This is a genomic window from Micromonospora sp. DT4 (assembly GCF_049841675.1).
GTDB lineage: Bacteria > Actinomycetota > Actinomycetes > Mycobacteriales > Micromonosporaceae > Micromonospora.
Window position 1 is genome coordinate 1 of the sequence record NZ_JBNCKT010000095.1, and the last position, 21920, is coordinate 21920.

18 protein-coding genes and 3 pseudogenes are annotated in these 21920 nt (G+C 72.8%); 3 read left to right on the top strand and 18 right to left on the bottom strand.

Annotated features, from left to right (window positions below; genetic code table 11):
• The 4 genes from ACLQ24_RS22400 to ACLQ24_RS22415 form a co-directional block, all read right to left on the bottom strand.
• On the bottom strand, positions 1–833 hold an 833-nt coding region (locus ACLQ24_RS22400), incomplete at its 3' end, for an alpha-hydroxy acid oxidase (protein ID WP_425893680.1).
• Positions 826–1812: an alpha/beta hydrolase gene (locus ACLQ24_RS22405; protein WP_425893681.1), complete on the bottom strand. Its 987-nt coding sequence runs from the start codon at positions 1810–1812 to the stop codon at positions 826–828. The genes ACLQ24_RS22400 and ACLQ24_RS22405, both read right to left, overlap by 8 nt.
• A gap of 9 nt (positions 1813–1821) precedes the next feature.
• Complete coding sequence (locus ACLQ24_RS22410; RefSeq protein ID WP_425893682.1) at positions 1822–3033, bottom strand: cytochrome P450; 1212 nt, start codon at positions 3031–3033, stop codon at positions 1822–1824.
• A gap of 65 nt (positions 3034–3098) precedes the next feature.
• On the bottom strand, positions 3099–4403 hold the full coding sequence (locus ACLQ24_RS22415) for an SGNH/GDSL hydrolase family protein (RefSeq protein WP_425893683.1): 1305 nt from the start codon (positions 4401–4403) through the stop codon (positions 3099–3101).
• Between the two features lie 284 nt (positions 4404–4687).
• On the opposite strand from ACLQ24_RS22415, the gene ACLQ24_RS22420 reads away from it, so the two are divergent.
• Together ACLQ24_RS22420 and ACLQ24_RS22425 are read left to right on the top strand one after the other, a co-directional pair.
• A complete protein-coding gene (locus ACLQ24_RS22420; protein ID WP_425893684.1) occupies positions 4688–6253 on the top strand; it encodes an AMP-binding protein in 1566 nt (521 codons plus the stop codon).
• Complete coding sequence (locus ACLQ24_RS22425) at positions 6250–7521, top strand: MFS transporter (RefSeq protein ID WP_425893685.1); 1272 nt, start codon at positions 6250–6252, stop codon at positions 7519–7521. The genes ACLQ24_RS22420 and ACLQ24_RS22425 overlap by 4 nt, the downstream gene beginning before the upstream one ends.
• Positions 7522–7738: 217 nt before the next feature.
• Here ACLQ24_RS22425 and ACLQ24_RS22430 read toward each other — a convergent pair whose 3' ends face one another.
• Positions 7739–8305 (bottom strand): hypothetical protein, encoded by a 567-nt coding sequence (locus tag ACLQ24_RS22430; RefSeq protein WP_425893686.1) that lies wholly within the window; start codon positions 8303–8305, stop codon positions 7739–7741.
• Between the two features lie 478 nt (positions 8306–8783).
• Here ACLQ24_RS22430 and ACLQ24_RS22435 point away from each other — a divergent pair, with 478 nt between their 5' ends.
• Complete coding sequence (locus tag ACLQ24_RS22435) at positions 8784–9464, top strand: SGNH/GDSL hydrolase family protein (protein WP_425893687.1); 681 nt, start codon at positions 8784–8786, stop codon at positions 9462–9464.
• 77 nt (positions 9465–9541) lie between these two features.
• Here ACLQ24_RS22435 and ACLQ24_RS22440 read toward each other — a convergent pair whose 3' ends face one another.
• From ACLQ24_RS22440 to ACLQ24_RS22500, 13 genes and pseudogenes are all read right to left on the bottom strand, one after another.
• On the bottom strand, positions 9542–10900 hold the full coding sequence (locus ACLQ24_RS22440) for a hypothetical protein (RefSeq protein ID WP_425893688.1): 1359 nt from the start codon (positions 10898–10900) through the stop codon (positions 9542–9544).
• Positions 10897–11865 (bottom strand): alpha-ketoacid dehydrogenase subunit beta, encoded by a 969-nt coding sequence (locus ACLQ24_RS22445; protein WP_425893689.1) that lies wholly within the window; start codon positions 11863–11865, stop codon positions 10897–10899. Before ACLQ24_RS22445 ends, ACLQ24_RS22440 begins: the two co-directional genes overlap by 4 nt.
• Positions 11866–11893: 28 nt before the next feature.
• Entirely contained in the window at positions 11894–12865 is a 972-nt protein-coding gene (locus ACLQ24_RS22450) for a thiamine pyrophosphate-dependent dehydrogenase E1 component subunit alpha (RefSeq protein WP_425893690.1), read from the bottom strand.
• Positions 12862–13653 (bottom strand): DUF3050 domain-containing protein, encoded by a 792-nt coding sequence (locus ACLQ24_RS22455; RefSeq protein ID WP_425893691.1) that lies wholly within the window; start codon positions 13651–13653, stop codon positions 12862–12864. The genes ACLQ24_RS22450 and ACLQ24_RS22455 overlap by 4 nt, the downstream gene beginning before the upstream one ends.
• A 2-nt stretch (positions 13654–13655) precedes the next feature.
• Positions 13656–13849, bottom strand: a pseudogene (locus ACLQ24_RS22460) (phytanoyl-CoA dioxygenase family protein); the annotation flags it as partial.
• A 22-nt stretch (positions 13850–13871) separates the two neighbouring features.
• Complete coding sequence (locus tag ACLQ24_RS22465; protein WP_425893692.1) at positions 13872–15110, bottom strand: beta-ketoacyl-[acyl-carrier-protein] synthase family protein; 1239 nt, start codon at positions 15108–15110, stop codon at positions 13872–13874.
• Entirely contained in the window at positions 15107–16723 is a 1617-nt protein-coding gene (locus tag ACLQ24_RS22470) for a class I adenylate-forming enzyme family protein (protein ID WP_425893693.1), read from the bottom strand. The genes ACLQ24_RS22465 and ACLQ24_RS22470 overlap by 4 nt, the downstream gene beginning before the upstream one ends.
• The gene (locus ACLQ24_RS22475; RefSeq protein ID WP_425893694.1) at positions 16720–17214 is read right to left on the bottom strand and encodes a beta-ketoacyl synthase chain length factor; all 495 of its coding nucleotides are present in this window, start codon (positions 17212–17214) and stop codon (positions 16720–16722) included. The genes ACLQ24_RS22470 and ACLQ24_RS22475 overlap by 4 nt, the downstream gene beginning before the upstream one ends.
• A gap of 101 nt (positions 17215–17315) precedes the next feature.
• Positions 17316–18413 (bottom strand): beta-ketoacyl-[acyl-carrier-protein] synthase family protein, encoded by a 1098-nt coding sequence (locus ACLQ24_RS22480; protein ID WP_425893695.1) that lies wholly within the window; start codon positions 18411–18413, stop codon positions 17316–17318.
• The gene (locus ACLQ24_RS22485) at positions 18406–18651 is read right to left on the bottom strand and encodes an acyl carrier protein (RefSeq protein WP_425893696.1); all 246 of its coding nucleotides are present in this window, start codon (positions 18649–18651) and stop codon (positions 18406–18408) included. Before ACLQ24_RS22485 ends, ACLQ24_RS22480 begins: the two co-directional genes overlap by 8 nt.
• Entirely contained in the window at positions 18651–18917 is a 267-nt protein-coding gene (locus ACLQ24_RS22490; RefSeq protein WP_425893697.1) for an acyl carrier protein, read from the bottom strand. The genes ACLQ24_RS22485 and ACLQ24_RS22490 overlap by 1 nt, the downstream gene beginning before the upstream one ends.
• A gap of 70 nt (positions 18918–18987) precedes the next feature.
• A pseudogene (locus ACLQ24_RS22495) lies at positions 18988–20229 on the bottom strand (class I adenylate-forming enzyme family protein); the annotation flags it as partial.
• Positions 20230–20852: 623 nt separating this feature from the next.
• Positions 20853–21638 (bottom strand): annotated as a pseudogene (locus ACLQ24_RS22500) (IS982 family transposase); the annotation flags it as partial.
• Positions 21639–21920: the final 282 nt, after the last annotated feature.

Consider the following 21920-nt stretch of genomic DNA (forward strand, 5'->3'; position numbering starts at 1 on the left):
TCCTGTTCGCCATGCTCCGCGACAAAACGCCCTACCAGGCACGTCCCGCCGCCATCGCGGCTTGACAAAAACATAGGACCCCCCCCGACGGCGAGCGCCCACAGCAGCGGGCGGCCGACCAGGACGCCCAGCGGCAGGTCGACGTGCTCGCGCAGCCAGGCCAGGTCGGCCCAGCGCAGGGCCGACTCGAACGACGCGTCGGTGTGCGGGGCGATCGCGGAGACACCGGGGACGCCCGCGTGGGCGAGCGTGTCCCTGCCGTATGGCAGGTTCGCGGCGACCACGTCGGCCGGTAGGCGGAACGCGTTGCGCAGGTCGCGGGGGCGTCGGCCGAGCACCGGCACGTCCACGGTGACGACCAGCGCGCGGCAGCCGGCCGCGACGACCCGGTCCAGCAGGTCGCGGACGAGGGCCCGGTCGCGCAGCCAGTAGAGCTGGAACCAAACCTGGGCGCCGGCCGCGGTGATCTGTTCGATCGGCGTGCTGCTCAGGGTGCTCGCCACGTACGGCAGCCCGGCTGCGCCGGCCGCCGCCGCAAGGCCCAGCTCCCCGTCCGGGTGCACGAGTCGCTGGTAGGCCATCGGCGCCACCCCGACCGGCATCGCGTACGGCTCCCCGAGCAGCCGGACGCCGGTGTCCACCGCCTCCCTGCCGCGCAGCACCCGGGGCAGCACGGCGACCCGGTCCAGCGCGCTCCGGTTGGCGGCCAGGGTCACCTCGGCCGCGCCGCCGCCGGCGACGTAGTCCCACACGTCCGGGGCCAGCACCGCCCGCGCGCGCTCGCCGTAGTCGGCGAACGTCACCGGCCGGTCGGCCAGCACCCGCTCAACCACCGCGTACCCCCGTTCCCTCCGGCTGGACCGGTGTCGTCTCCCGATCCGCCGGCAGCCCGAACCGGTCCCGCAGGAACGTGGCCGCGCTGTCCTGCGCACGTCGGCCGTCGCTGAACACGCCGGGCATGGCGAAGAACCCGTGGATCATGCCCGGGTAGTGGTCGACATGGGCCGGCACGCCGGCGGCTCGCAGTCGCTCGGCGTAGCGCTGCCCCTCGGCGCACAGCGGGTCCAGCTCGGCGGTGATCACCAGGGCCGCCGGCAGGCCGGACAGGTCGTCGGCGCGCAGGGGCGACGCCAGCGGGTCCCGCGACTGCTCGGGGTCGGCCAGGTAGTGCGTCCGGTACCAGGCCACCGAGTGGCGGTTGAACAGGGTGGGGTCGTCGCCGACCGGGCCGGACAACTCACCGCCGGTGTCGGTGTCCGGGTAGACCAGCAGTTGCGCGGCTAGCGCGGGCCCGTCCGCGCGGCACAGCAGGGTCACCGCCGCGGCGAGGTTCCCACCCGCGCTGTCCCCGCCCACCGCCAGCCTGGTCGGGTCCACGCCGAACCGGTCGGCGTTCTCGGCGATCCAGACGGTCGCGGCGTGACAGTCGTGCACCGCCGCCGGGAAGGGATGCTCCGGCGCCAGCCGGTAGCCGACGGTCGCCACCTGGCACGGCACCGCGTTGGCCAGCCGTCGGCAGATGCCGTCGGCGGTGTCGATGCTGCCGAGCGTCCAGCCGCCGCCGAAGAAGTACAGCAGGGTGGGCAGTGGACCCGACCCGGCCGGCCGGTACACGCGCACGGGCAGGTCACCGCCCGGGCCGGGGACGTGCTCGTCGCGTACTTCGGCGACCTGTTCGACCACGCCGCCGCCGGCGCGGATCGCGGCCAGGTCCGCGGCGCGCGCCTCGCCGAGGGTCTGCGTGTACAGCGGCGGCGTGCCCGCCGCGGCGCGGGCGGCGCGGTAGGCCGCCACCTCCGGGTGCAGGGCCATGCTGATCTCCTATCCGCCGGTGCTGACCAGCAGCTTGTCGATGCCACGCAGGAAGAGGCTGCCGCTGTACGTCGGGGTCTCGGTGACCGCGAGCCGGGGGAACCGGGCGAACAGGCGGGGCAGCGCGAGACGTCCCTCCAGCCGGGACACCGCCGCGCCGAGGCAGAAGTGCAGGCCCACACCGAAGGCCAACGACGGCGGGCCGGTGCGGGTGGGATCGAAGACGTCCGGATCGGGGAACCGCGCCGGGTCGCGGTTGGCCGCGCCGACGATGATCAGCACGTTGGCGTCCCGGGCGACCGGAACGCCGGCCAGCACCGTGTCCTCCGGCGCGGCCCGGGCGAGGAAGTGCACGGGGCTCTGCAGGCGCAGCACCTCGTCGACGCACCCGGCGGCGAGGGCGTCGTCGGTGGGCAGCGCGGCGACCGTCCCCGGGTGGGCCAGCAGCAGCGGCAGGCCGTTGCTGAACATGTAGACCGTGGTGACGAAGCTGGCGTTGAACAGCACGATCAGGTTGCTGATCAACTCCTCCTCGGTCAGCTCCACCTCACCCGAGCCGACCGCCTCGACCAGCGCGCTGATCAGGTCCTCGCCGGGCGTGCGACGGCGGTGGGCCAGCAGATCCCGGTAGAACGCCCGCAGTTCCTGCGCGGCGGTGTTCGCCGCGGCCAGCCGCTGCGGGGTCTTGCCGGCCACGTCCAGGAACTCGTCGATGCGGTCCACCCGATCCCGGTACCAGGGCAGCTCCCCCGCCGGGATGCCGATGAACTCGGCCATCACCAGCGCGGGAATGGGGTACGCGAAGTCGGCCACGAAGTCGACGACGCTGTCACCGGCGTCGGCCATCCTGTCCAGCAGCTCGTCGACGACGCGCAGGATCACCGGCTCCAGGGCGCCGAGGCGGCGCGGGGTGAACGTGCGGGAGAAGACGTGCCGCATCCGGGTGTGGTCGGGCGGGTTGATGAACATCATCGACGTCTGGAAGGTGCGCAAAATCTCGTGCTCCTCCCAGCCCGGCGGCGGCTGTTTGGTCCACCGCGGATCGCGCAGCATCTCGTCGATCAGGTCGTAGCCGACCGCCACCGCCGCCACAGTGCGGTGCTCGGCGCGCGGCGGCACCGCGCTGACCGGCCCGAGCCGGTGCAGGCGGGCGTACCACGGGTACGGATGCTGGCGGCCCTCTTCGCTGTAGAGGCCGGTGAGCAGGTCCTGCACCGTCATGACGTACTCCTCCCCAGGATGTCGGTGCTCCGGGGGCAGCGGGCCACCCCGCCACCCCCGGGGTGTCACAGGCCGAGCAGCCGTAACGGCACGGCGTCGGCCATCGCCTTGTTGCCGGCGTCGTTCGGGTGGATGTGGTCCCCCGAGTCGTACACGGGCAGCACCTGGCTGGGCTTGGCCGGGTCACGCAGCACCCGGTCGAAGTCGAGCAGCCCGTCGAACTCCCGGCTGCCGCGCAGGTACGCGTTCACGGCCTGCCGGGTGGCCTCCTTCTCCGGCGTCCACACACCCGGAGCGCCGTGCCCCTCGTACGGCGTGAGCGTGGCCACCAGACTGGTCAGTCCACGTTGCTGGAGCTGCTGGTTGATCTGCCGCAGAGTGGCGATGATCGCCTCCGGCGAGTCGTTGGACATCCAGATGTCGTTGATGCCCAGGTGGGTGACGACGGTACGCACCCCGGTCTGGGCGAAGACGTCCTCGTTGAGGCGGGCCGCCGCGTTCGGGCCGAGCTGGAAGTAGCCGGGGTAGTCGCCCGCGCCCGGCTCGGTGCCCTCGTGGTTGAGGCGGTTGCCGGCCAGGCTCAGGTTGAGCACGCCCGGGGTGCGCTTGTCGGGCCGGTCGGCGAGCAGTCGGTCGGAGAGCAGGTCGGGCCAGCGCCGGTTGGCGTTGACGGTGCTGCCGTTGCCGTCCCCGATGGAGTCGCCGAGCACGACCAGCGCCCCCGGGCTGCCCTTGCGCTGCACGTCGACGCCGGACAGGAAGAACCAGCAGCAGGTGGGTCGGATGGTGAAGCCCGCGCCGTCGGCGGCCCCGGTCAGGTCACCGGCACCGATGAAGTTCGTCTGCTGGGACTGCCCGTGGAAGGTGGTCGGCCCGGTCGGCGTCGGGAAGTGCACGGTGACCACCAGGTCGCTGTCGTCCCCGGCGGCGAAGGTCAGCGGGTCGCTGAGCAGCTCCGCGCCCCGGTTCATGGTCGCCGAGGCCGCGCCGGTGAACGTCAGCGCGCGCAGTGAGGCCGGGTCGATGTCGGAGACGTCGTCGACGGTGGCGGCGTTCGGCCGGGCGACGGTGGCGCGGCCCACCCGGACCGCCTGCTCGCCGTAGAGGTTGCTCAGCCGTACACGCAGCGCCGGACCGCCCACCGAGACGTGCACGACCATCCGGACGCTCTGGTCGTTCAGGCCGGTGTTGGTCAGACCGACCGAGTTACCCCGGGTGACCGCTGCGGCCCAACTGCCCGCCCACTCGCCCCGGTCCAGCCGGCCGGCGGCGGTAGGTGATCCACCAGCGGTGGCGACGACGGCGGGTGTTCCCGTGACCAGTAGCGCCGCGACCACCGCGACGACATGCCATCTCTTCGGGGTCGACATTGAACCTCCATCGTGTGGCAGCCCAGGGCCATCCGCTGACGGCTCCCGCCTGGACGATGGTCCAGAAACCTAGCCGCCGCCGATGACGGGCGTCAATCGACTGATCGACACGATCAGATGTCCTCCGGGCCTGCGGTTTCGCCCTTCGGCCCGGTCCCGGCGCGCCCTCGCCGGCCTAGGCTCGCAGGCGGCGGCGGTGCGGTCGCCGAACGCGCGCCCACCGCCCGCGACTCGCCGGGAACCGGCCCGGAGACCGCCGCTTGATTCCGATGGGGGTTTGCCGGATGACTGACGGACCCGGGCACGCGACCTACGTGGACAGAGCACTGGATCTGTTCGCCGACTTCGGCGACCGGGAGGCGCTGGTCGGCGGCGGACAACGCCTCACGTATGCCCAGGCCGCCGCGCGGACGCGCGCGATGGCCGCAGCCCTGACCCGGCACGGCGTACGCCCCGGGGCGGCGGTGCTGGTGACCATGGCGAACGCCGTGGAGGGTCCGCTGCTCCAGCTCGCGCTGCACCTGATCGGCTGCCGGACGATGTGGGTCGCCCCGGTCACCGCCCGCCGGGAGGTCGACGAGTTCATCCGGCTGGCCCGCCCCGACGCCCTGGTATACGACGCCCGTGACCCGGCCAGCCTGGGGCCGGAGCTGGCCGCCACGCTGCCCGGCGTACCGGTGTGCTGCCTGGGCCCCGGCGGCGCGGGCCCGGACCTCACCGCCGACACCGGTCCGGCCGGTTCCGTGGCGCTGCCGACGGCCGTCGCCGCCCCGGAGTCGTTCCTCCAGACCAGCGGCACCACCGGCGCGCCGAAGCTGGTGCACCACACCGAGAGCTTCTACGCCCAGATCCTCACGCTCGCTGCCGACTTCCGCGCCGCCGGGTTCCCGCTGCTACGGCACCTGTCGCACTCGCCCATGTGGCTGGCCAGCGGCCAGATCACCACCCTGTTCAACCTGTTCACCGGTGGAGTGCTGTTCCTGTGCGACGACTGGGACCCGACGGCGTTCGTGGCCACCGTGCAGCGGGAACGGATCAACTCCACCTTCGTGACGCCGCCGATGCTCTACGAGCTGCTCGACCACCCGGCGCTGGTGGGCGCGGACTTCTCCGCGATGTTCATGTTCAACGTGGGCGCCGGGCCCGCCGCGCCCGCCCGGCTGCGCCAGGCCATCGCGCGGTTCGGTCCGGTGCTGCGCATCGTGTACGGCCTCAGCGAGGCCGTGGTGATCACCGCGTTGCCCGGGCTGACCGACGACCCGGAGCACCCGGAGCGGCTGCGCTCCTGCGGGCGACCCTACGGCGACGTGCGGATCGAGATCCGCGACGACGACGGCACCGTGCTGCCGCCGGGCCACGACGGCGAGGTGTGGGTGCGCAGCCGGCTCAGCTTCGCCGGCTACCACGGGCAGCCCGAGCGGACCGCGCAGACGCTCGTCGACGGCTGGGTCCGCACCCGCGACATCGGGCACCTCGACGACGACGGCTACCTCTACTTGGTCGACCGTGCGCACGACATGATCGTGACGCACCGGCGGAACTGGGCCATCTTCTGCCGCCCGATCGAGGACGTGCTGGCGGGGCACCCGCAGGTGCGGTCCGCCGCCGTGATCGGCGTACCGGACGAGGAGGTCGGCGAGGTGCCGTTCGCGTACGTGGTGACCGCGCCGGGCGCGACGGTCACCGCGGCGGAGCTGATCGACCTGGTGACCGCCGAGCTGAACGAGATGTGGGCGCCGGCCGGGGTGGAGTTCGTCGACAGGCTACCGGTGAACCGTTCGGTCAAGGTGGACAAGCGGGCGCTGCGCGCCACGTACGCCGCGCGGCGGGCGGCGGCGGTCGGGGCGTGACACCCCGCCGGCAGTTGGTCGTCCTGGTCGGCGCGGACCTGATCTCCAACCTGGGTACCCGCATCTCGGTGGTGACCATCCCCTGGCTGGTGCTGGTCACCACCGGCAGCCCGACCAAGATGGGTCTGGTCGCGTTCGCCGAGACGCTGCCGTACCTGCTGTCCAGTGCCCTCGGCACGCCCTGGGCGGACCGGATGGGCCTGCGCCGGACCTCGATCCTGTGCGACGCGGGCAGCGCCGTGGCCATGGTCGTCGTCGCGCTCACGCCGTGGCTGGGCTTCGCCCCCCTGGTGGCGCTGGTCGCGGTCGCCGGGGCGCTGCGCGGCATCGGGGACCGCGTCAAGCACGTCATGTTCCGGCCGGTCGCCGAGGCCGCCGGGGTGCCCCTGATCCGCCTGACCTCGACCTACGACGGGTTGAGTCGCATGGTGACGCTGTTCGGGGCCGCCATGGGTGGTCTGCTGATCGCCGCGTTCGGGATGACCGAGGCCATCCTCATCGACGCGGCCAGCTTCGCGATCTGCGCGCTGCTCATCGGCCTCCTGGTCCGACCTCCGGCCGCCCCGGCGGCCCCCGCCGCGCCGGCGGGCTACCTCCGCGCGCTGCGGGACGGCTTCGGCTACCTCGGCCGGGACCGGCCGCTGCTGGGCATGCTGGTGGTCGTCTCGGCGCTGAACCTGGTGGCGAACGCGAGCGTGGCCGTCTACATCCCGTTCTGGGTCGCCCGGGAACTGCACGGTCCGAGTGGGCTCGGCCTCGTGCTGGCGGCGTTCTCGGCGGGCGCGCTGCTGGGGAACGTGGCGTTCACCGCGCTCGGGCCCCGGCTGCCCGGCCGGCTGACGTTCCTGATCGGCGCGACGGTCGCCGGCACACCCCGGCTGGTCGCCCTGGCGATCAGCGACGAGCTGCCGGTCGTCCTCGTGGTCACCTTCCTGTCCGGGATCGGCATCGCGGCGGTCAACCCGCTGCTCGGTGTGGCGCTCTACGAGCGGGTGCCACCGGACCTGCAGACGCGGGTGCTCGGCATCGCCGGCTCGCTGGCCTTCGTCGGCCTGCCGGTCGGCGCGCTCCTCGGTGGCTGGTCGGTGGACGCGTTCGGCCTCACCCCGGCGCTGCTGGCCATGGCGGCGACGTGCCTGCTCGTCACCGCGTTCCCCCTGTTCGCTCGCACCACCCGGGCCACCCCCGACGACCCACCCGAACCGCCGCCCCCTGACCCACAAACCGGTTGCGCACCGTTGGCGGCGTCCGCAGGCTCGGACGGATGAGCCCAGCTTCCCCACCCGGCGTACCGCACACCGACGAGACGACGGCCCAGTGCCTCGACGTGGGCCTGGTCCGCGGACGCGCTCGACGTCGACGCGGCCACCTGGGCGCGCGGGCGCGGCTGGGCCCTGCGGAAGGCGCTGATCACCCTCGACGGCCCCGACCCCGCCGGGGCCCGGCGCGTGATCGACGAACTGCTCGACGAGCGCCGCTGAACCGTCAACGGCCGGCGGCCGCCGGGGTGGCATGTTCGGTGTGGCAGCGCGGGCAGCGCAGCCTCGACCCGGCGGCCCGGGGTACCCGCAGCCGTTGACCGCACGCGCAGGCGAACACCGGCTGAGCTGCCCGCAGGTAGTCGTCGCGGGTACGCCGGGGCCAGCTCCCGTGGCAGCGGTGGCAGCGTTTCGGCGGGTAGCTGTGGTAGTGGGCCAGCCCGAACGCGCCCAGGAGCATTACGGTGGCGCTGACCGGCAGACCCAGCAGCACGACGAGAACGGGCATCACCGCGCCCGACACCAGCGCGCCGACAACCGTGAACAGCAGCGCTGGCACGCCGAGCAGCAGGCCCGCGAAGCCCCACGTGAACGTGAGGAGCGACGGCACGAAGAGCGGCCACACCCCGCCGGGCGCCCAGCGGGCCACTCCGTACCCGCCACAGCGCGGGCAGTTCGGCGAGGCGGCATGCGGCACCGACCCCAGCGCCTTCGGCGCCAGCCACTCGACGACCCTCTTGAGGATCTCCTCGACCAGTTTGCTCGCCAGCGCCTGCAGGAACGAACCGAGCATCCCGCCACCTCCCGACCCCGACGCGTCCGGCCCACCGCCATCGTGACCGGCCGCCGCCAGCGATCCCGTCCAGCGCGCCGACGCCGTCGCGGGCGACGCGTTTCCGACACCGCCGTCCCGGACGTTCGTCCTCCGTTCGCCGCACGGCCGTCCGGGCGTCGGCGGCAGCGGCAGCGGCAGCGGCAGCGGCAGCGGCTACCGTCGGCCGTCGTCACCGGGACGTCCCGCCCACCAGCGCCAGGAGGCCCGTCACGCATGTCGTCGTCATCCACCCGTCGCCCGACCGCCGAAGTCATCGCCGTACACCTGTTCGGCGACAGCGCGCCGCACAGCGCGTTCACCGACCTCCCCCGGCACGCCGGTACGTGGTTCTGCGCGTTCCGCGAGGCGCGCAACCACCTCTTTCGAGGAGCGGACCTGCGTGTACCTGGCCGAGGTCAGCCTGGCCGAGTAGACCGCGGTCGACTAGCGTGCCGGCATGCCATCGACGTTGAGCGAAGCGACGGACCCGTACTGTCTCCGTTCCGGCGAGGCCACCGAACTGCTGCACGCTCACCCGTGGCGACGGTTTGTGGCGCTCGGCGACAGCGTCGTGGAGGGCATGTGCGAGCCGACGCCGGGCTACCCGGACGTGCAGTGGGTCGACCGGATCGCCGCCGAGCTGAGGGTCGTACGCCCTGGGCTGGCGTACCGGAATCTGGGCCGACGCGGACTGCGCGCGCACCAGGTGCGAGCCACCCAGCTCGCCCCGGCGCTGGCGTTCGCGCCGGACCTGGCGCTGGTGGTCTGCGGCGGCAACGACGCCTTCTCCCCGGCCTACGACGCGGACGCCGTGGACGGCGAGCTGACCGCGATGATCGGCGCGCTACGGGACGCGGGCGCGGACGTGATCACCGTCGGGATGTTCGACGTGTCGCACAGCCCGGCCGTGCCCGAGCATGTGCGGGCCGGCCTCGGCGAGCGGATGCGCCGCCTCTCCGCGCACACGGCACGGCTGGCGGACCGCCTGGGGACCGTCCACGTGCACCTCACCGACCACCCGCTGACGACCGACCCGACCCTCTACAGCACCGACGGCCGCCACGGCAGCGCCCGCAGCGACGCCGTGGCGACGGCCGAAACCCTCCGCGCCCTGTCCCACCATCTCCGAGCCAGCTAGCGCCGATCATGAGGTTGGCGGGGCCGAACACTGCTTGGCGGGCCGCTAACCCCATGATCAACGGGGAGAGGGCCGGGTCAGTCGTGCAGGAGGATTCCCGTCAGGAGGACTCCGTGGGCCAGGTTGAGGATCCCATCGCCGCCGGGGTAGCCGACCCTCGCCAGGCCGCCGGAGGCGCGGCGACCGAACAGGTACGGAGCCAGGGAGTACGGGACGTCGGCCGTGACCATCTCGCCGGTCTCGATCTGCACGAAGTCCATCGGCACCCGGTCGGCCGGCAGGTACTGCTGCAGGATCGCCCCGCCCCGGTCGACGGCCGCGCGTAGGCCCTCGGCCCAGTCCGACGGGCTCAGCTCGGGGCCGATCAGCACGCCGTGCCCGGCCGAGCCATCCGCCGGCTTCGCCACCAACTCGGCCTGCTCGGCGATCGCCCGGTCGAGCACCGCGACGGTCAACGGCACCGTGTACGGGACGTGCCGGCGGATCAGCGTCTGGTCGTCGGCGGGCAAGATGTCGACGTCGTCCCACAGCCAGGCGAAGGTGGTCTTGTTGCCGAGCAGCCAGGCCGCCGCCGACACGTACATCGGCAGCGTGCCGGCGGCCAGGGCGCCGGACACCGCGTCCAGGCCGGCGGTCGGGGTGACCCGGTTGGGCACGAACAGCCGGAACAGCGCGTCGACCGGCGCGCCGTCCACGACCAGGCGGTCGTCGGCGTCCAGGGTGGCGGTGGACAGGGGCGCGATGACCAGGTCGATGCCGAAGTCCCGGGCCCGTACGGCGAGGGGGCTGAGGATCCGGATGAACGTCTCGGGGTCGTCCAGGCCCGGGTAGTCGGCGTCGAAGTCCATCAGCAGCGCCAACCGGACGCCGTCGGGCAGTCCGAGTTCGTCGCGGATCGCCACGAACCGCTGGTCCAGCAGCGACGGCGCGGCGCGTACCGGCAGGTCGTCGAGGATCCCGTGCTCGGCGTAGAGCTGCGCGAACCGCTGGATGACGGTGTCGGCGTCGAACCCTCCCCCGAGGCTGCTGTCGATGTTGTACTCGACGAACTTCGGCACGCCGTCGGTGAAGATCACATCCGGCCGGTACGCGGCCAGCAGCGCCTCGGTCAGCGGCTCCGACTCGTCCAGCAGCCGGGTCTCCCCCGCCGGGACGCCGAGCAGCCGGCGCAGCTCGCCGGCGGTGTCCACCCGACGTCGGCAGGCGTCGAGGACGAGTTGGGCCAGCCGGTCGCAGACGTCGTTCAGCTCCCGCCAGGTGTCGGCGGCGAGCACCGGGGGGCGGGCCAGCCGCCACTGCTTGTTGTAGGTGGCCCGGCCATGGAAGACGCGTTCCCAGGCGGCCGCGCCGGCGGCCACCATGGCCCGGCGGGCCGGCTCCGGCAGGTCCGTCCAGGCCCCGTCGGCCGACGGCCACGGATAGTTCGGATCGATCATGAGCCGTCCTTCATGGTCAGGTGGATGGCGGTGGCGAGCTGTTCCCGGCCGGGCTGCACGGCCCGGTCCAGGGCGGGGGCGAACGGCAGCACCGCGCCGTCCGGTCGGGTCACCCGGCGCGGCGGGGCGAGCAGCGGGACCCGCTCCACCACCGAGGCGATGATCTCGGCGGCGATGCCGCAGGAACGGTTGGCGTCGTCGATGACGACGAGGCGGCCGGTACGCGCCACCGACCCGGTGAGGCCGTCGATGTCGAACGGGTACAGGGTGCGCGGGTCGAAGACCTCCACCGACACCTCGTCGGCCAGCTCCTCGGCCACGGCGAGCGCGTCGTGCACCAGGTGCCCGACCGCGACCACGGTGACGTCGTCGCCGCGGCGGTGGATCCGGCCCCGACCCAGCGGCACCGGTTCCAGCTCGGCGACGTCCTCGCGGACGTCCATCGCGCCGGCCGGCGCGAACACGACCACCGGGTCGTCGTGCCGGATCGCGGTGACCAGCAGGCCGTACGCGTCGGCCGGGGTGGCCGGTACGACGGTGACCACCCCGACGTGGGCGAAGAGGCTGTACGGGTGGTCGGAGTGCTGCCCGGCCCAGCCGGTACGCGACCCGGAGCCGGGCACCAGGTAGGTGACCGGCACGGCGCACTGCCCGCCGGTCATCAGCGGGAACTTGTGCGCGTGGTTGACGATCTGCTCGAAGACCAGGAACAGCAGGGACGGGATCTGGAACTCGATCACCGGCCGGAGCCCGGCCAGCGCCGCCCCGGTGGCGAAGCTGGTGAACGCCTGCTCGGACAGCGGGGTGTCGCGGACCCGCTCGACTCCGAATCGTTTGGCCAGCCCGGTGGTCACCAGCGACGCCCCGACCTGGACGTCCTCGCCGAGCAGGAACACCGACTCGTCGCGGGCCAGCTCGTCGGCGAGGGCCCGGGTCAACGCCCGCCGGTACGACAGTCGGGGCACCTCAGCCACCTCCGGTGCATGTGGTCATTCAGCCACCTCCGGTGCGGGCGGTCAGGCCGCTGGCGTACAGGTACGCCAGCGCGTCGGCCGGGTCGGGTTCGCCGCTGGCCAGGGCGAACCGCACGGCCTCGTCGAGGGTCGCCTCGACCTCGGCGTCCACGGCCGCGCGGTCGGCGTCAGCGAGGCGCTCGCCCTGGATGCGGACCGGGTCCCGGGCCCGGCCCCGGGTCACCTCGTCGGGCGGCCGGTAGTCGAGGCGTACCGCGTGTTCGAAGGTGTGGTGGGCGTCGAAGCGGTAGGTCCGGGCCTCAACCAGCTCGGGGCCGCCGCCGGCGCGCATGCGGTCGACGGCGGCGGCCGCGGCGACGCGTACCGTCTCGGGGTCCTGGCCGTCGACGTCGACGGCCCGGATGCCGAACGCGGCTGCCCGGCCGGCGATGCTGCCGGCCACCGCGCCGTCGACCGGCATGGTGGTGGCGTAGCCGTTGTTCTCGCAGACGAACAGCACCGGCACCCGCCAGAGCGCGGCCAGGTTGAACGCCTCCAGCAGCATCCCCTCGTTGACCGCGCCGTCGCCGAAGAAGCTCACCCCGACGGTGTCCCGGCCCTGCCGCCGCCGGGCCCACACCGCGCCCGTGATGATCGCCCCGGACGCGCCGACGATCGCGTTGGCGCCGAGCACGCCGATGCTCAGATCGGCGGCGTGCATCGAGCCGCCCCGACCGGCGTTGAGCCCGGTGACCCGGCCGCACAGCTCGGCGAGCATCCGGGCCGGGTCCGCGCCGCGAGCCAGCACGTGCCCGTGCCCACGGTGGGTGCCGGCGAGCACGTCGTCGGCGCCGAGCGCGGCGCAGACGCCGGCGGCGATCCCCTCCTGACCGAGGTACGGGTGGATGCCGCCGACGATCTGCCCACCGTGGACCAGCTCCACCGCCCGTTCTTCGAAACGGCGGATCAGCCGGACCGTGCGGTAGAGCCGCACCGGGTCGGCGTCGGTCACGCCGGGCCCTTGATGGCGGCGAGGATGTCGTCCCAGAGCCGGGCGCGGGCCGCGAGGGCGGTGTTGACCGTGTCGGCGCACTCCTGCCACCTGGTGTCGTCGTCGCCGCACAGGTCGGCGAGCATCTGCATGGCCATCGGCGTGTGCTGCTCGCCGTCGACCTCGATGTGCCGTTCCAGGTAGTCGACGAACGTGTGCAGCCGGTTGCTGCGCTCGTTCACCGCGACGACCTGGGTGAACATGTCGGGGATCAGGTCCTCCCGGCCGAAGGCGAAGGCCGCCGCCTGGCAGTGCACCGGGGTCGACTCGATGATGTGCCAGGTGGTCGCGGCGAACCGCGCGGACGCGGCCGGCGCCCCCGCCGCGGCCAGCGCGTCGGTCACCGGCCGGCCGGCGCGCAGCAGGTCCACGAGGGCGTTCACGGCCGTGGTGTCTGCCCCGGCCTCGGCCATGCCCCGCACGTACAGCTCGAAGTGACTGATGTAGCCCTCGCCCAGCTCGTCGCTCTCCTCCACCATGACGATGTCGTTGATGAGGCGGCGGCTGCCGGTCGGGCCGGTCGGGATCCACGGCACCGTGACGCAGGTGAGCTGCCGCTGCAACGACTTCAGCAGCGACATGAAGTCCCAGACCGCGAAGACGTGGTGCTCCATGAAGGTGACAAGCGCCTCGTGGGTGTCCAGGTTGGCGTAGAGCGGATGCTTGACCACGGCGTCACGCCGCTCGGTCACCGCCTGTTCCAGTCGCTCGATGCCCGGGTGCGTCCTACCCCAGTCGTACCGTGACATTGTCAACCTCCCTGCTGGGCGCGGTCGCGCCAGATGACCGGGCAGTAGTCGGGGTCCGCGTAGTCCGGCCGCCCCTCGTGGGTGCGACGGACAGCACGTCGTGGTTGTACGCGGCGCGCGTGCCGTCCGAGAGCGGATACTCCCGCCAGGCGTTGTCGCCGTCCTGCAGGTGCAGCGAGATCGCCTGTCGCGGTCGGCGAAGTGACGCACCACCGCGCTCACCTCCTCGGCTCGGCGACCCGCGCGAGCACCAGGCTCACGTTCTGGCCGCCGAACCCGAACGAGTTGGTCAGCGCGTACTCCGGGTCGGCCGCGCGGGGCGCGCACCGGATGTGGTCCGCCGGGCACGCCGGGTCCAGGTCGTCGAGGTGGTACGTCGGTGGCAGCAACCCCCGCCCGAGCGCCAGCGCGGTCGCCGCCGTCTCCAGCACCCCGGACGCGCCCAGCAGGTGACCGGTGAGCGCCTTGGTGGAGCTCACCGGCACACCACCGTCACCGAAGACGTCCGCCAGGGCCGTGGTCTCCGCGATGTCGCCGAGCTTCGTGCCGGTGCCGTGGGCGTTGACGTAGCCGATCGCCGCCGCGGGCACTCCGGAGCTGCGCAGCGCGCCCCGGATGCACGCCGCCGCGCCCGAGCCGTCGGGGCGCGGGGCGGTCGGGTGGTACGCGTCGGTGGTCGCGCCGTAGCCGGCCACCTCGGCGTACCCCCTGGCACCGCGCGCGGCCGCGTGCTCGGGATGTTCGAGGACCAGCAGCGCCGCACCCTCGGCCAGCACGAACCCGCTGCGGGAGGTGTCGAACGGCCGGCTCGCCCGGGTCGGGTCGGCGCCGGCGCGGGCCAGCGCCCGCGCGTTGCCGAACGTGTCGGTGAAGGTCGGGAAGAGCGGCGCCTCGCTGGCCCCGCAGACCACCACGTCGGCCTCCCCGCAACGGATCAGCCGGACCGCGTCGGCGACCGCCTGGGCGCCGGAAGCGCAGGCCGTGCCGACCGACGAGCTGTAGCCCCGGATGCCGTACGCGATGGCGATCCGGGCCGCCGGCATGTTCGGCAGGATGCCGGTGAGCAGGTACGGGCTGACCGCCGATCGCCCACGCGCGGCCCGGGCCAGCACCTGCGACTCCAGCGTCGCCATCCCGCCGACACCGCCCACGATCACACCGATCCGGGACGGGTCGACGTCGCGACCCACCTCGATGCCGGCGTCGGCGAGCGCGTCGGCGGCGGCGAGCAGCGCCAGGACCACGATCCGGTCGAGCACCCGGCTCTCCGGCCCGGGCAGGACGCTGCGCGGATCGATGTCGGGCAGCAGGCCGGCAACGTCCAGCGAGCCTGACACCGGATGGCCCTCGGGTGGGCGGGTCAGCCCGGACCGGCCGGTCGTCAACGCGTCGAAGGTCTCCTCGACGCCCCGCCCGACCGGAGTGAACAGGCCCATCCCGGTGATCAGCGCGCTCACGACGCGGCCTCGGTGAGATAGCGCTCCCGCAGGGCCACCTTGCGGACCTTGCCGGTCACGGTGACCGGGATGTCGTCGGAGCGTACCGGCACGACCCGGCGCAGCGTGGCGCCGACGTCCGCGCCAAGGGCGGCGCGGACCTGGTCGGTGCGGTTTTCGGCCTCGTCGGCGCCGGCGGCCAACTCCAGCAGCACGTCGGTCACCACCTCGCCCGCCGCGCCGACGATCACCACGGTGCAGTCGGTGACGTCCGGGCAGGCGGCGAGGATCCGCTCCTCGGACAGGGCGGTGAAGAACCGCCGGCCGTTCCCGGCGTCGACCGAGTCGACCGCCCGGTCCAGGTGGTAGTAGCGGCCCTCGGCGTCGGCGCGGACCAGGTCGCCGGTGAGGTACCAGCCCCGCTGGCGGAACCGGTAGGTGGTAGCCGAGTCGTTCCAGTAGCCCCGGAACAGCGACGGCGAGTCGATGCCCAGGAAACCCACCTCGCCGACCGGCACCGGCTCGCCGTCGGCGTCCAGCACGGCGACCTTGGTGAACTGGTACGGCCGGCCGATACAGCGTCCGTACCGGTCGGTGTCGGCGCGGTGGGTGATGTGGAACATGGAGTGTCCCATCTCGCTGGAGCCCAGCCCGTCGATGAAGAGCGAGCCGGGCACCCGCGCCACCCCGTCGCGCGTGACGGTGTCGTGCCAACCGACCGCGACGAGGCGGCGGATGTGCGGCTCGTGTGAGCAGTCGCCGGTGTTGAACCACAGCCGCACCGAGTCCAGGTCGTACCCGGACAGGTCGAAGCGGGCCAACTCGGCCCAGGTGACCGAGAAACCGAACACCCCGTCGGGACGCCAGCGTTGGATCGCGTCGAGGACCCGCTCGCCGCCCTGCTCGGAGAGCAGGAACATCTCCGCACGGTTGCCCAACGCCTGGTTGACCATCAGCACGGTCGCGGTGTGCGGAGCGGGCAATGCGTTGAGGATCCGGGTGGTGCCCTGCGCCTGCGGCATGCTGAGCAGGTGCCGGGTGGCCGCGAAGAGGCTGGCGTGGGAGTGCAGCACCGCCTTGGGCACCCCGGTCGTCCCGGAGGTGTGGGTGATCACGATCGGATCGTCCGGGTGGTGCCGGTAGTGCGGCGGGGCCGCCGCCGGGTCACCCGTGCCGGCCTGCGCGGGTGTGCCCAGCAGCGGTACGCCCAGCTCGTGCCCGGCCAGCAGCGCGGTGTGCGCGTCGTCGGCGAGCACACCGACGCCGCGCAGCCGACGGATGTACTCGGCGGCGATCTCCGGGCGGAGCCTGCCGTTCATCAGCGCCGGGATCGCCCCGAGCCGGGCCAGCGCGAGGAAGCTCAGCACCATGTCGGCGGCGGCGGTGGCCCAGACGGCCACCGGGTCGCGGGGACGAACCCCCTGCTCGTGCAGCCACGCGGCGCGGGCGGCGACCCGCTCGTCGAGTTGACCGAGCGTGAGTGGCGTCTGCGCCGGATGCCCGTCGACGGCGGTGTCGAAGGTCAGCGCCGGCCCGTCCGGGTCGGCGCCGTGCGCCAGCACGCGGGCCAGCATGTTGCCCGCGCCCAGTTCCGTGTCAGCGGCCAACAGGCCGCGCAGTCCCGGTGTCCTCATGGTCGTGTTCCTCCCCCCAGCAGCACCGCGACCGCCCCGGTGGGCAGGTCGGGCGTCTGTTCGATCAGGATCAGCAACACCTCGTCGGCGTCGCCGTCGTCGTGCAGCAGGGCCGCCTCCGCGGTGCCCTCGGCGTGCGGGTCGCCGGTCGGGCTGAGGCAGACCACCGGGCCGCGCAGCCCCCAGCGGGCCGCGATGTGCCCGGCGACGCTGTTGGGCACGGACTGGTAGAAGAACAGTGGCCCGACCCGGCCGCCGGCCTCGACCGTCGCGCGTACGTGTTCGGCGCTGGCCCGGTCACCACTGGCGCTGACCAGCACGATCGCCGTGCGCACCTCCGGCGGCACCGGCGGGGTCCCGTACCGCCGCCGCAGGCACCGCTCGGCGACCGCCACCACCGTGGGCGCGAACTCCGAGTGCACGAACCCCGGCACCACCGGCACCTCCCCGTCCCCCGGCTCGGGCCAGCAAGCCCGCGCAAGCTCCCGCACCCCGCCCGTCTCCCGCGATCCTGCGTTTCCCGTCGTCGAGTCGCGTTGTTCGTCGACTTCGTCCGGACAGAAAGCGCACGATCGCGGGGTGGGTGGGGTGGTCATGGGGTGCCGATCAACAGGGCGGTGTTGGCGCCGCCGAAGGCGGCGTTGAGAGTAAGAGCGTGGGTCACCGCCGCGCGGCGCGGCGCGGCGGTGATGACGTTGAGGGGGCACGCCTCGTCGGGACCCCGCCAGCCGGCGTTGACCGGCAGCTCGCCGGCTCGCAGCGCCATCGACGTGACCACCAGTTCGAGCAGCCCGGACGCCTCCAACGTGTGCCCGTGCAACGCCTTCGTGGAGCTGACCGGCACCTCGGTGGCGTACCCGTCGAGGGCCCGCAGCAGCGCGGCGGCCTCAGCCGCGTCGCTCTGCGCGGTGCCGGTGGCGTTGGCGTTGACGTACCCGACCGCCTGCGGCGGCAGCCCCGCCCGGCGCAGCGCGACGCTCGCCGCACGGGCCATTCCGACGCCGGTCGGGTCGGGCTGGCACGGGTGGTACGCGTCCCCGGCGCGACCCCAGCCCGCGACGGTCGCCACCGGCTCCACTCCGCGCCGGGCCGCGGCGCGGGACTCGACCACCACGGCGGCCACGCCGTCGCCGAGCAGCAGGCCACGGCGGCCGGCGCTGAACGGGCGGACCGCCCCGTCGTCGGCGAGGGCGCGACCCGCGTCGAAGAGCGCGAACTGGTCCGGCTCGACGAGGTAGCCGGCGGCCACCACCACCCGGGCCAGGTCGCCCCGGCTGATCAGCGTGGCGGCGTCGGCCACCGCCGTGCTCGCCGACACGCAGGCGCTGGTGTAGACGCGGGTGTGACCGGACAGTCCACACCGAACGGCGAGCTGGCCGGCCAGCGCGGACGGGACCGGGTCCACGTCGGGGGCCGGGCCGCCGTGCACGGCGAGCAGCAGCGCGCACTCCGAGCGTCGGTCACGGTCCAGGCCGGCCGCCCGGCAGGCCTCGTCGATCGCGGCGGCCAACTCGTCGGCGAGGGTGCCCACCTCGGGCAGGGTGGCCGCCACGGTGACCCGGCGGGCGGTCGTGTCGAAGCGACGGATCGGACCGAAAGCCGGCGTGGTGGCGAGCTGCGCCTCGGCGCCGCGGCCCAGGGCGCTGACCGCGTACACACCGGTGAGCTGGACGACGGGCGGCTCAGCCATCTGCGGGAGCGGTCAACGACGCCCGCAGGACCACCAGGGCGTCGTCGACGGTACGGATGCCGGCCAGGTCGTCGTCGGTGAGGTCGAGCTGACGCTCGTAGCGCTGCTCGACGAGGTGCACGAGCCAGGCGAGCTCCATCGAGCCGAGCCGGTCGGGGACCTGGTCGGCGGGTTTCGCGGTGAGTTCGGCGAGCATGGTCAGCAGGTCAGCTCGCCCCAGGTCGGGCTGACCGGTCATCAGGCGTTGTCGCGCTTCGCCTCGGCGACGCGGTCGGCGACCATCGTGGTGAACTCGCCGACCGTCATCAGGGCCAGCTTCTCGGACTCGTCGTCGGCGAACGTCAGACCGAACTGGTCCTCGACGCGGACAGCCAGGTCGGACAGGGCCAGCGATTCCAGGTCGACGCCGGACGGGCCGAGCGTGGTGTCGTCGTCGAGCCCCTCGACGTCGTAGTTCATGTCGACGAGCTGCTCGACGACGAAGGCGCGGACCTCGGCTCTCATGGATACCCTCTCTGCGTGCACAAAGTGACGGTGTCCGATCGGGACACCGAGTACGTCTTGGTCGGCCGCGCGGGCCGTCCGGCTGGACGTAGGCGGTGATGCCGTCATCCCACACCACCACGGCGGCGGCCACGCCCGGCAGCTCGGCGACGGTCGCCTCCACCTCGGTGAGGTCGACCTTCAATCCGCCCACGGAGACCTGCGAGTCGAGGCGACCGCGCACGGTGACCAGGCCGGTGTCGGCGTCGACGGTACCGGCGTCACGGGTGTGCAGCCAGCCGTCGGCCCAGCGGGTCGGGTCGCTCAACCCGACGTACGGCGAGGCCGGGCAGGACACCCACAGCTCGCCACCGGACTCACGGACCTCGATGCCGGGCGCCGGGGCGATCGACGGGCGGTGCGCGCCGTACAGGTCGGTGCCGATCACCCCGACCTCGGTCATCCCGTACATGTTGCCCAGCGGCACCCCGTACCGGTCGGTGAACGCCCGCGCCACCGCGGCCGGCACCAGCTCACCGCCGGTGGTCATCCGCCGCAACTGCGGCAGCGGGCCGGACGGCAGGGTGGAGGCGAGCAGACCGATGTGGAACGGTACGCCCAGCACCGTGGCCGGCGTGGCCTCGGCGGCGATCGCGGCCAGCACGGCGTCGCCGCTGAGTCGCTGCGGCGGCACCAGCTCCACACCGGCGTGCAGGCCGTAGAGCAGGCCACCGACCAGGCCGAGCACGTGCACCATGGAGGGCAGCAGGATGATCCGTTCACCGGGCAGCGCCACACCGTCGATACGGGTGTAGCGGCGTACCTCGGCGACCAGGTCGGCGGCGGTACGGCCGATCACCTTCGACGGACCGGTCGAGCCGGAGCTGAGCTGGATCACGGCGTGACGGCTGACGGCCGGGCTGTCGGCGTACCGGGTGACACTCTCGGTGACGTCGACGAACACCTTCAACGCGCCGCCGCCGGTCCGCAGCGGCGCGACCACCACCTGTGGGGTGAGCCGGGTCAGCGCCCGGTCCACCTCGTGGCCGGTCAGCCGGTGGTCGAGCAGGATGGCCTGCCCGCCGGCTCGCCAGGTGGCGAGCAGGTTGACGACGTACGCCAGCGACGGCGGCAACCGCAGCGCGGCGGCGCCGCCGGGACGCAGCCCGGCCGCGGTCAGCCGGTCCTGCGCCGCGGTCACCAGCCGGTGCAGGGTGGCCCGGTCGATCGGTTCCGGCAGGCGGAGACAAACATCGGTCAGACGGCCGGCGAACAGGACTTCGTCCACCCAGCCCGGGTCTTCTACCGTAAGGTTTTCGGCGACATGATTCATTGCCCCCACCATTCGACGCGCAGCGCAAAGTAGGGCATAGGAGCCAATTCCTGGCATCTTTCGAGGTGCTGCCGGAACCCTACGACAGCCGCGCTTAGCATCGCTAGATGCAAATGGCTAGATCAAGTTGAGCGCCCGGACCGATTGCCGCATACCGCCGCCCACCCACTCGTTCCCGCCCGCCGCCCATGATCGACTCGGGTTCCTGGAAGCCGGGCTGTCCCCCGCGATCGGACACCGCGGTTTCCAGGATGCCGAGTCGATCAGGCACGGGAGAGACCGATGAGGTCGGCCAGCCGGGCCACGTCGGCAGCCGCCGGGCCACGATGGGCGATCTCGGCGATGAGGGTACGGGCGGCAGGGCGACAGAGGACCTCGCCGGGTGCGATGACGTGGGCGTCGCCCAGCGCGCGTCCGGCCCCGGTGAAGTCACCTTTGTCGAGGTGAGCGCGGGCAGCATCGACGGCCCGGTGCTCGGCGGGCAGCAGGGGCCAGTCGTCGCGGCGGACGGCGGTCCGGTGGTGGTGCAGGGCCAGGTCGGTGTCGCCGAGGCGCAACGCGGCGAGGGAGCGGGCGAGCAGCACAACGGTGGGGCCGAACGCGGTGTGGTGCGGATCGTCGCTGCCCTCGAAGGTGCGTCCGCCGTGTTCTTCGAGGTCAAGCTGGCCCTTGAGGGTGTCGTTGACTGATTCGATGAGTTGGCGGACCTTTTTGAGCATCGGCTCGCCGTAGCGGGCCTTCTCCTTCTTGCGTGACGGGCGTAGCAGGGCGATGCCCTGGTCGGCCAGGTGTCGTTCCAAGGGCTTGGAGGCGAAGCCCTTGTCGGTGATCAGGAGGATGCCGATGTGGCCGGCGACCACGTCGGCGTCCTGTTCGAGCATCGCGGCCAGGACTTCGCGTTCGCCGATCTTCGGGTTGGCCAGGGCCCACAGGATCGGCATCCCGGTCGGGGTGCAGACCAGGTACAGGCGCAGTCCCCAGAAGAACCGCGAGTGTGAGGCGCAGTAGCCGTAGCCGGCCCAGCCGGCCAGGTCCGAGCGTTGCGCGGTCGGGCGGGACATGCCGCACGGCACCGGTGTGGAGTCGACGATCCAGTGGTTGTCGAACCAGAAGTCACTGTCGCGGGCCAGATCCCGGATCACTCGCTTGATCAGCGGCAGCGCGGCGCGGAGCCGCTTGTTGTAGCCCGGCCGCTGCGGCAGGTACGGGAACATGCCGGCCAGGTGGATACGGGCATAGCGGATCCAGTGCGCCTCCGACCGGGCACCGAGCAGGACCTGGGCCACGGCCAGGCACACCAGTTCGGAGTCGGTCAGCAGCGGCGGCCGACCTCGCCACCGGGGCGTCCGGATGCTGTCGTCGATCTTCACGTACAGTGCGGTCAAGAGGGTGTCCAAGTCTTGCGTCACACCATGATCATGGATGCCCTCTCTTCATGCCCAGACATCGCTGTCCTGGGTGAACGCCTCGCAGAGTTGATCTTGGCGGGTCGTCCCGGGAAGGAGCGTTTCCGGGACGGGTGACGCCCCATCTCGGGGTCCGGCCAAGGTAAGGGCAAAGCGGCCATGAGTGGATCTTGAATGGTGTTTCGGCTGGTCCGCGGCGTGGGTCGGTTGCCGCGTATTAGTTGAGATCATTTTTGTTGCAGTCGAAGATTGCGTTACTTAGTGTGATGAGTTGTGCGTTTTTGT

Bases quoted from the DNA above. Each gene is read 5' to 3' on its own strand.
- ACLQ24_RS22405 (WP_425893681.1), bottom strand. From the start codon at position 1,812: ATGGCCCTGCACCCGGAGGTGGCGGCCTACCGCGCCGCCCGCGCCGCG.
- ACLQ24_RS22410 (WP_425893682.1), bottom strand. From the start codon at position 3,033: ATGACGGTGCAGGACCTGCTCACCGGCCTCTACAGCGAAGAGGGCCGC.
- ACLQ24_RS22415 (WP_425893683.1), bottom strand. From the start codon at position 4,403: ATGTCGACCCCGAAGAGATGGCATGTCGTCGCGGTGGTCGCGGCGCTA.
- ACLQ24_RS22420 (WP_425893684.1), top strand. From the start codon at position 4,688: ATGACTGACGGACCCGGGCACGCGACCTACGTGGACAGAGCACTGGAT.
- ACLQ24_RS22430 (WP_425893686.1), bottom strand. From the start codon at position 8,305: ATGCTCGGTTCGTTCCTGCAGGCGCTGGCGAGCAAACTGGTCGAGGAG.
- ACLQ24_RS22435 (WP_425893687.1), top strand. From the start codon at position 8,784: ATGCCATCGACGTTGAGCGAAGCGACGGACCCGTACTGTCTCCGTTCC.
- ACLQ24_RS22440 (WP_425893688.1), bottom strand. From the start codon at position 10,900: ATGATCGATCCGAACTATCCGTGGCCGTCGGCCGACGGGGCCTGGACG.
- ACLQ24_RS22455 (WP_425893691.1), bottom strand. From the start codon at position 13,653: ATGTCACGGTACGACTGGGGTAGGACGCACCCGGGCATCGAGCGACTG.
- ACLQ24_RS22470 (WP_425893693.1), bottom strand. From the start codon at position 16,723: ATGAGGACACCGGGACTGCGCGGCCTGTTGGCCGCTGACACGGAACTG.
- ACLQ24_RS22480 (WP_425893695.1), bottom strand. From the start codon at position 18,413: ATGGCTGAGCCGCCCGTCGTCCAGCTCACCGGTGTGTACGCGGTCAGC.
- ACLQ24_RS22485 (WP_425893696.1), bottom strand. From the start codon at position 18,651: ATGACCGGTCAGCCCGACCTGGGGCGAGCTGACCTGCTGACCATGCTC.
- ACLQ24_RS22490 (WP_425893697.1), bottom strand. From the start codon at position 18,917: ATGAGAGCCGAGGTCCGCGCCTTCGTCGTCGAGCAGCTCGTCGACATG.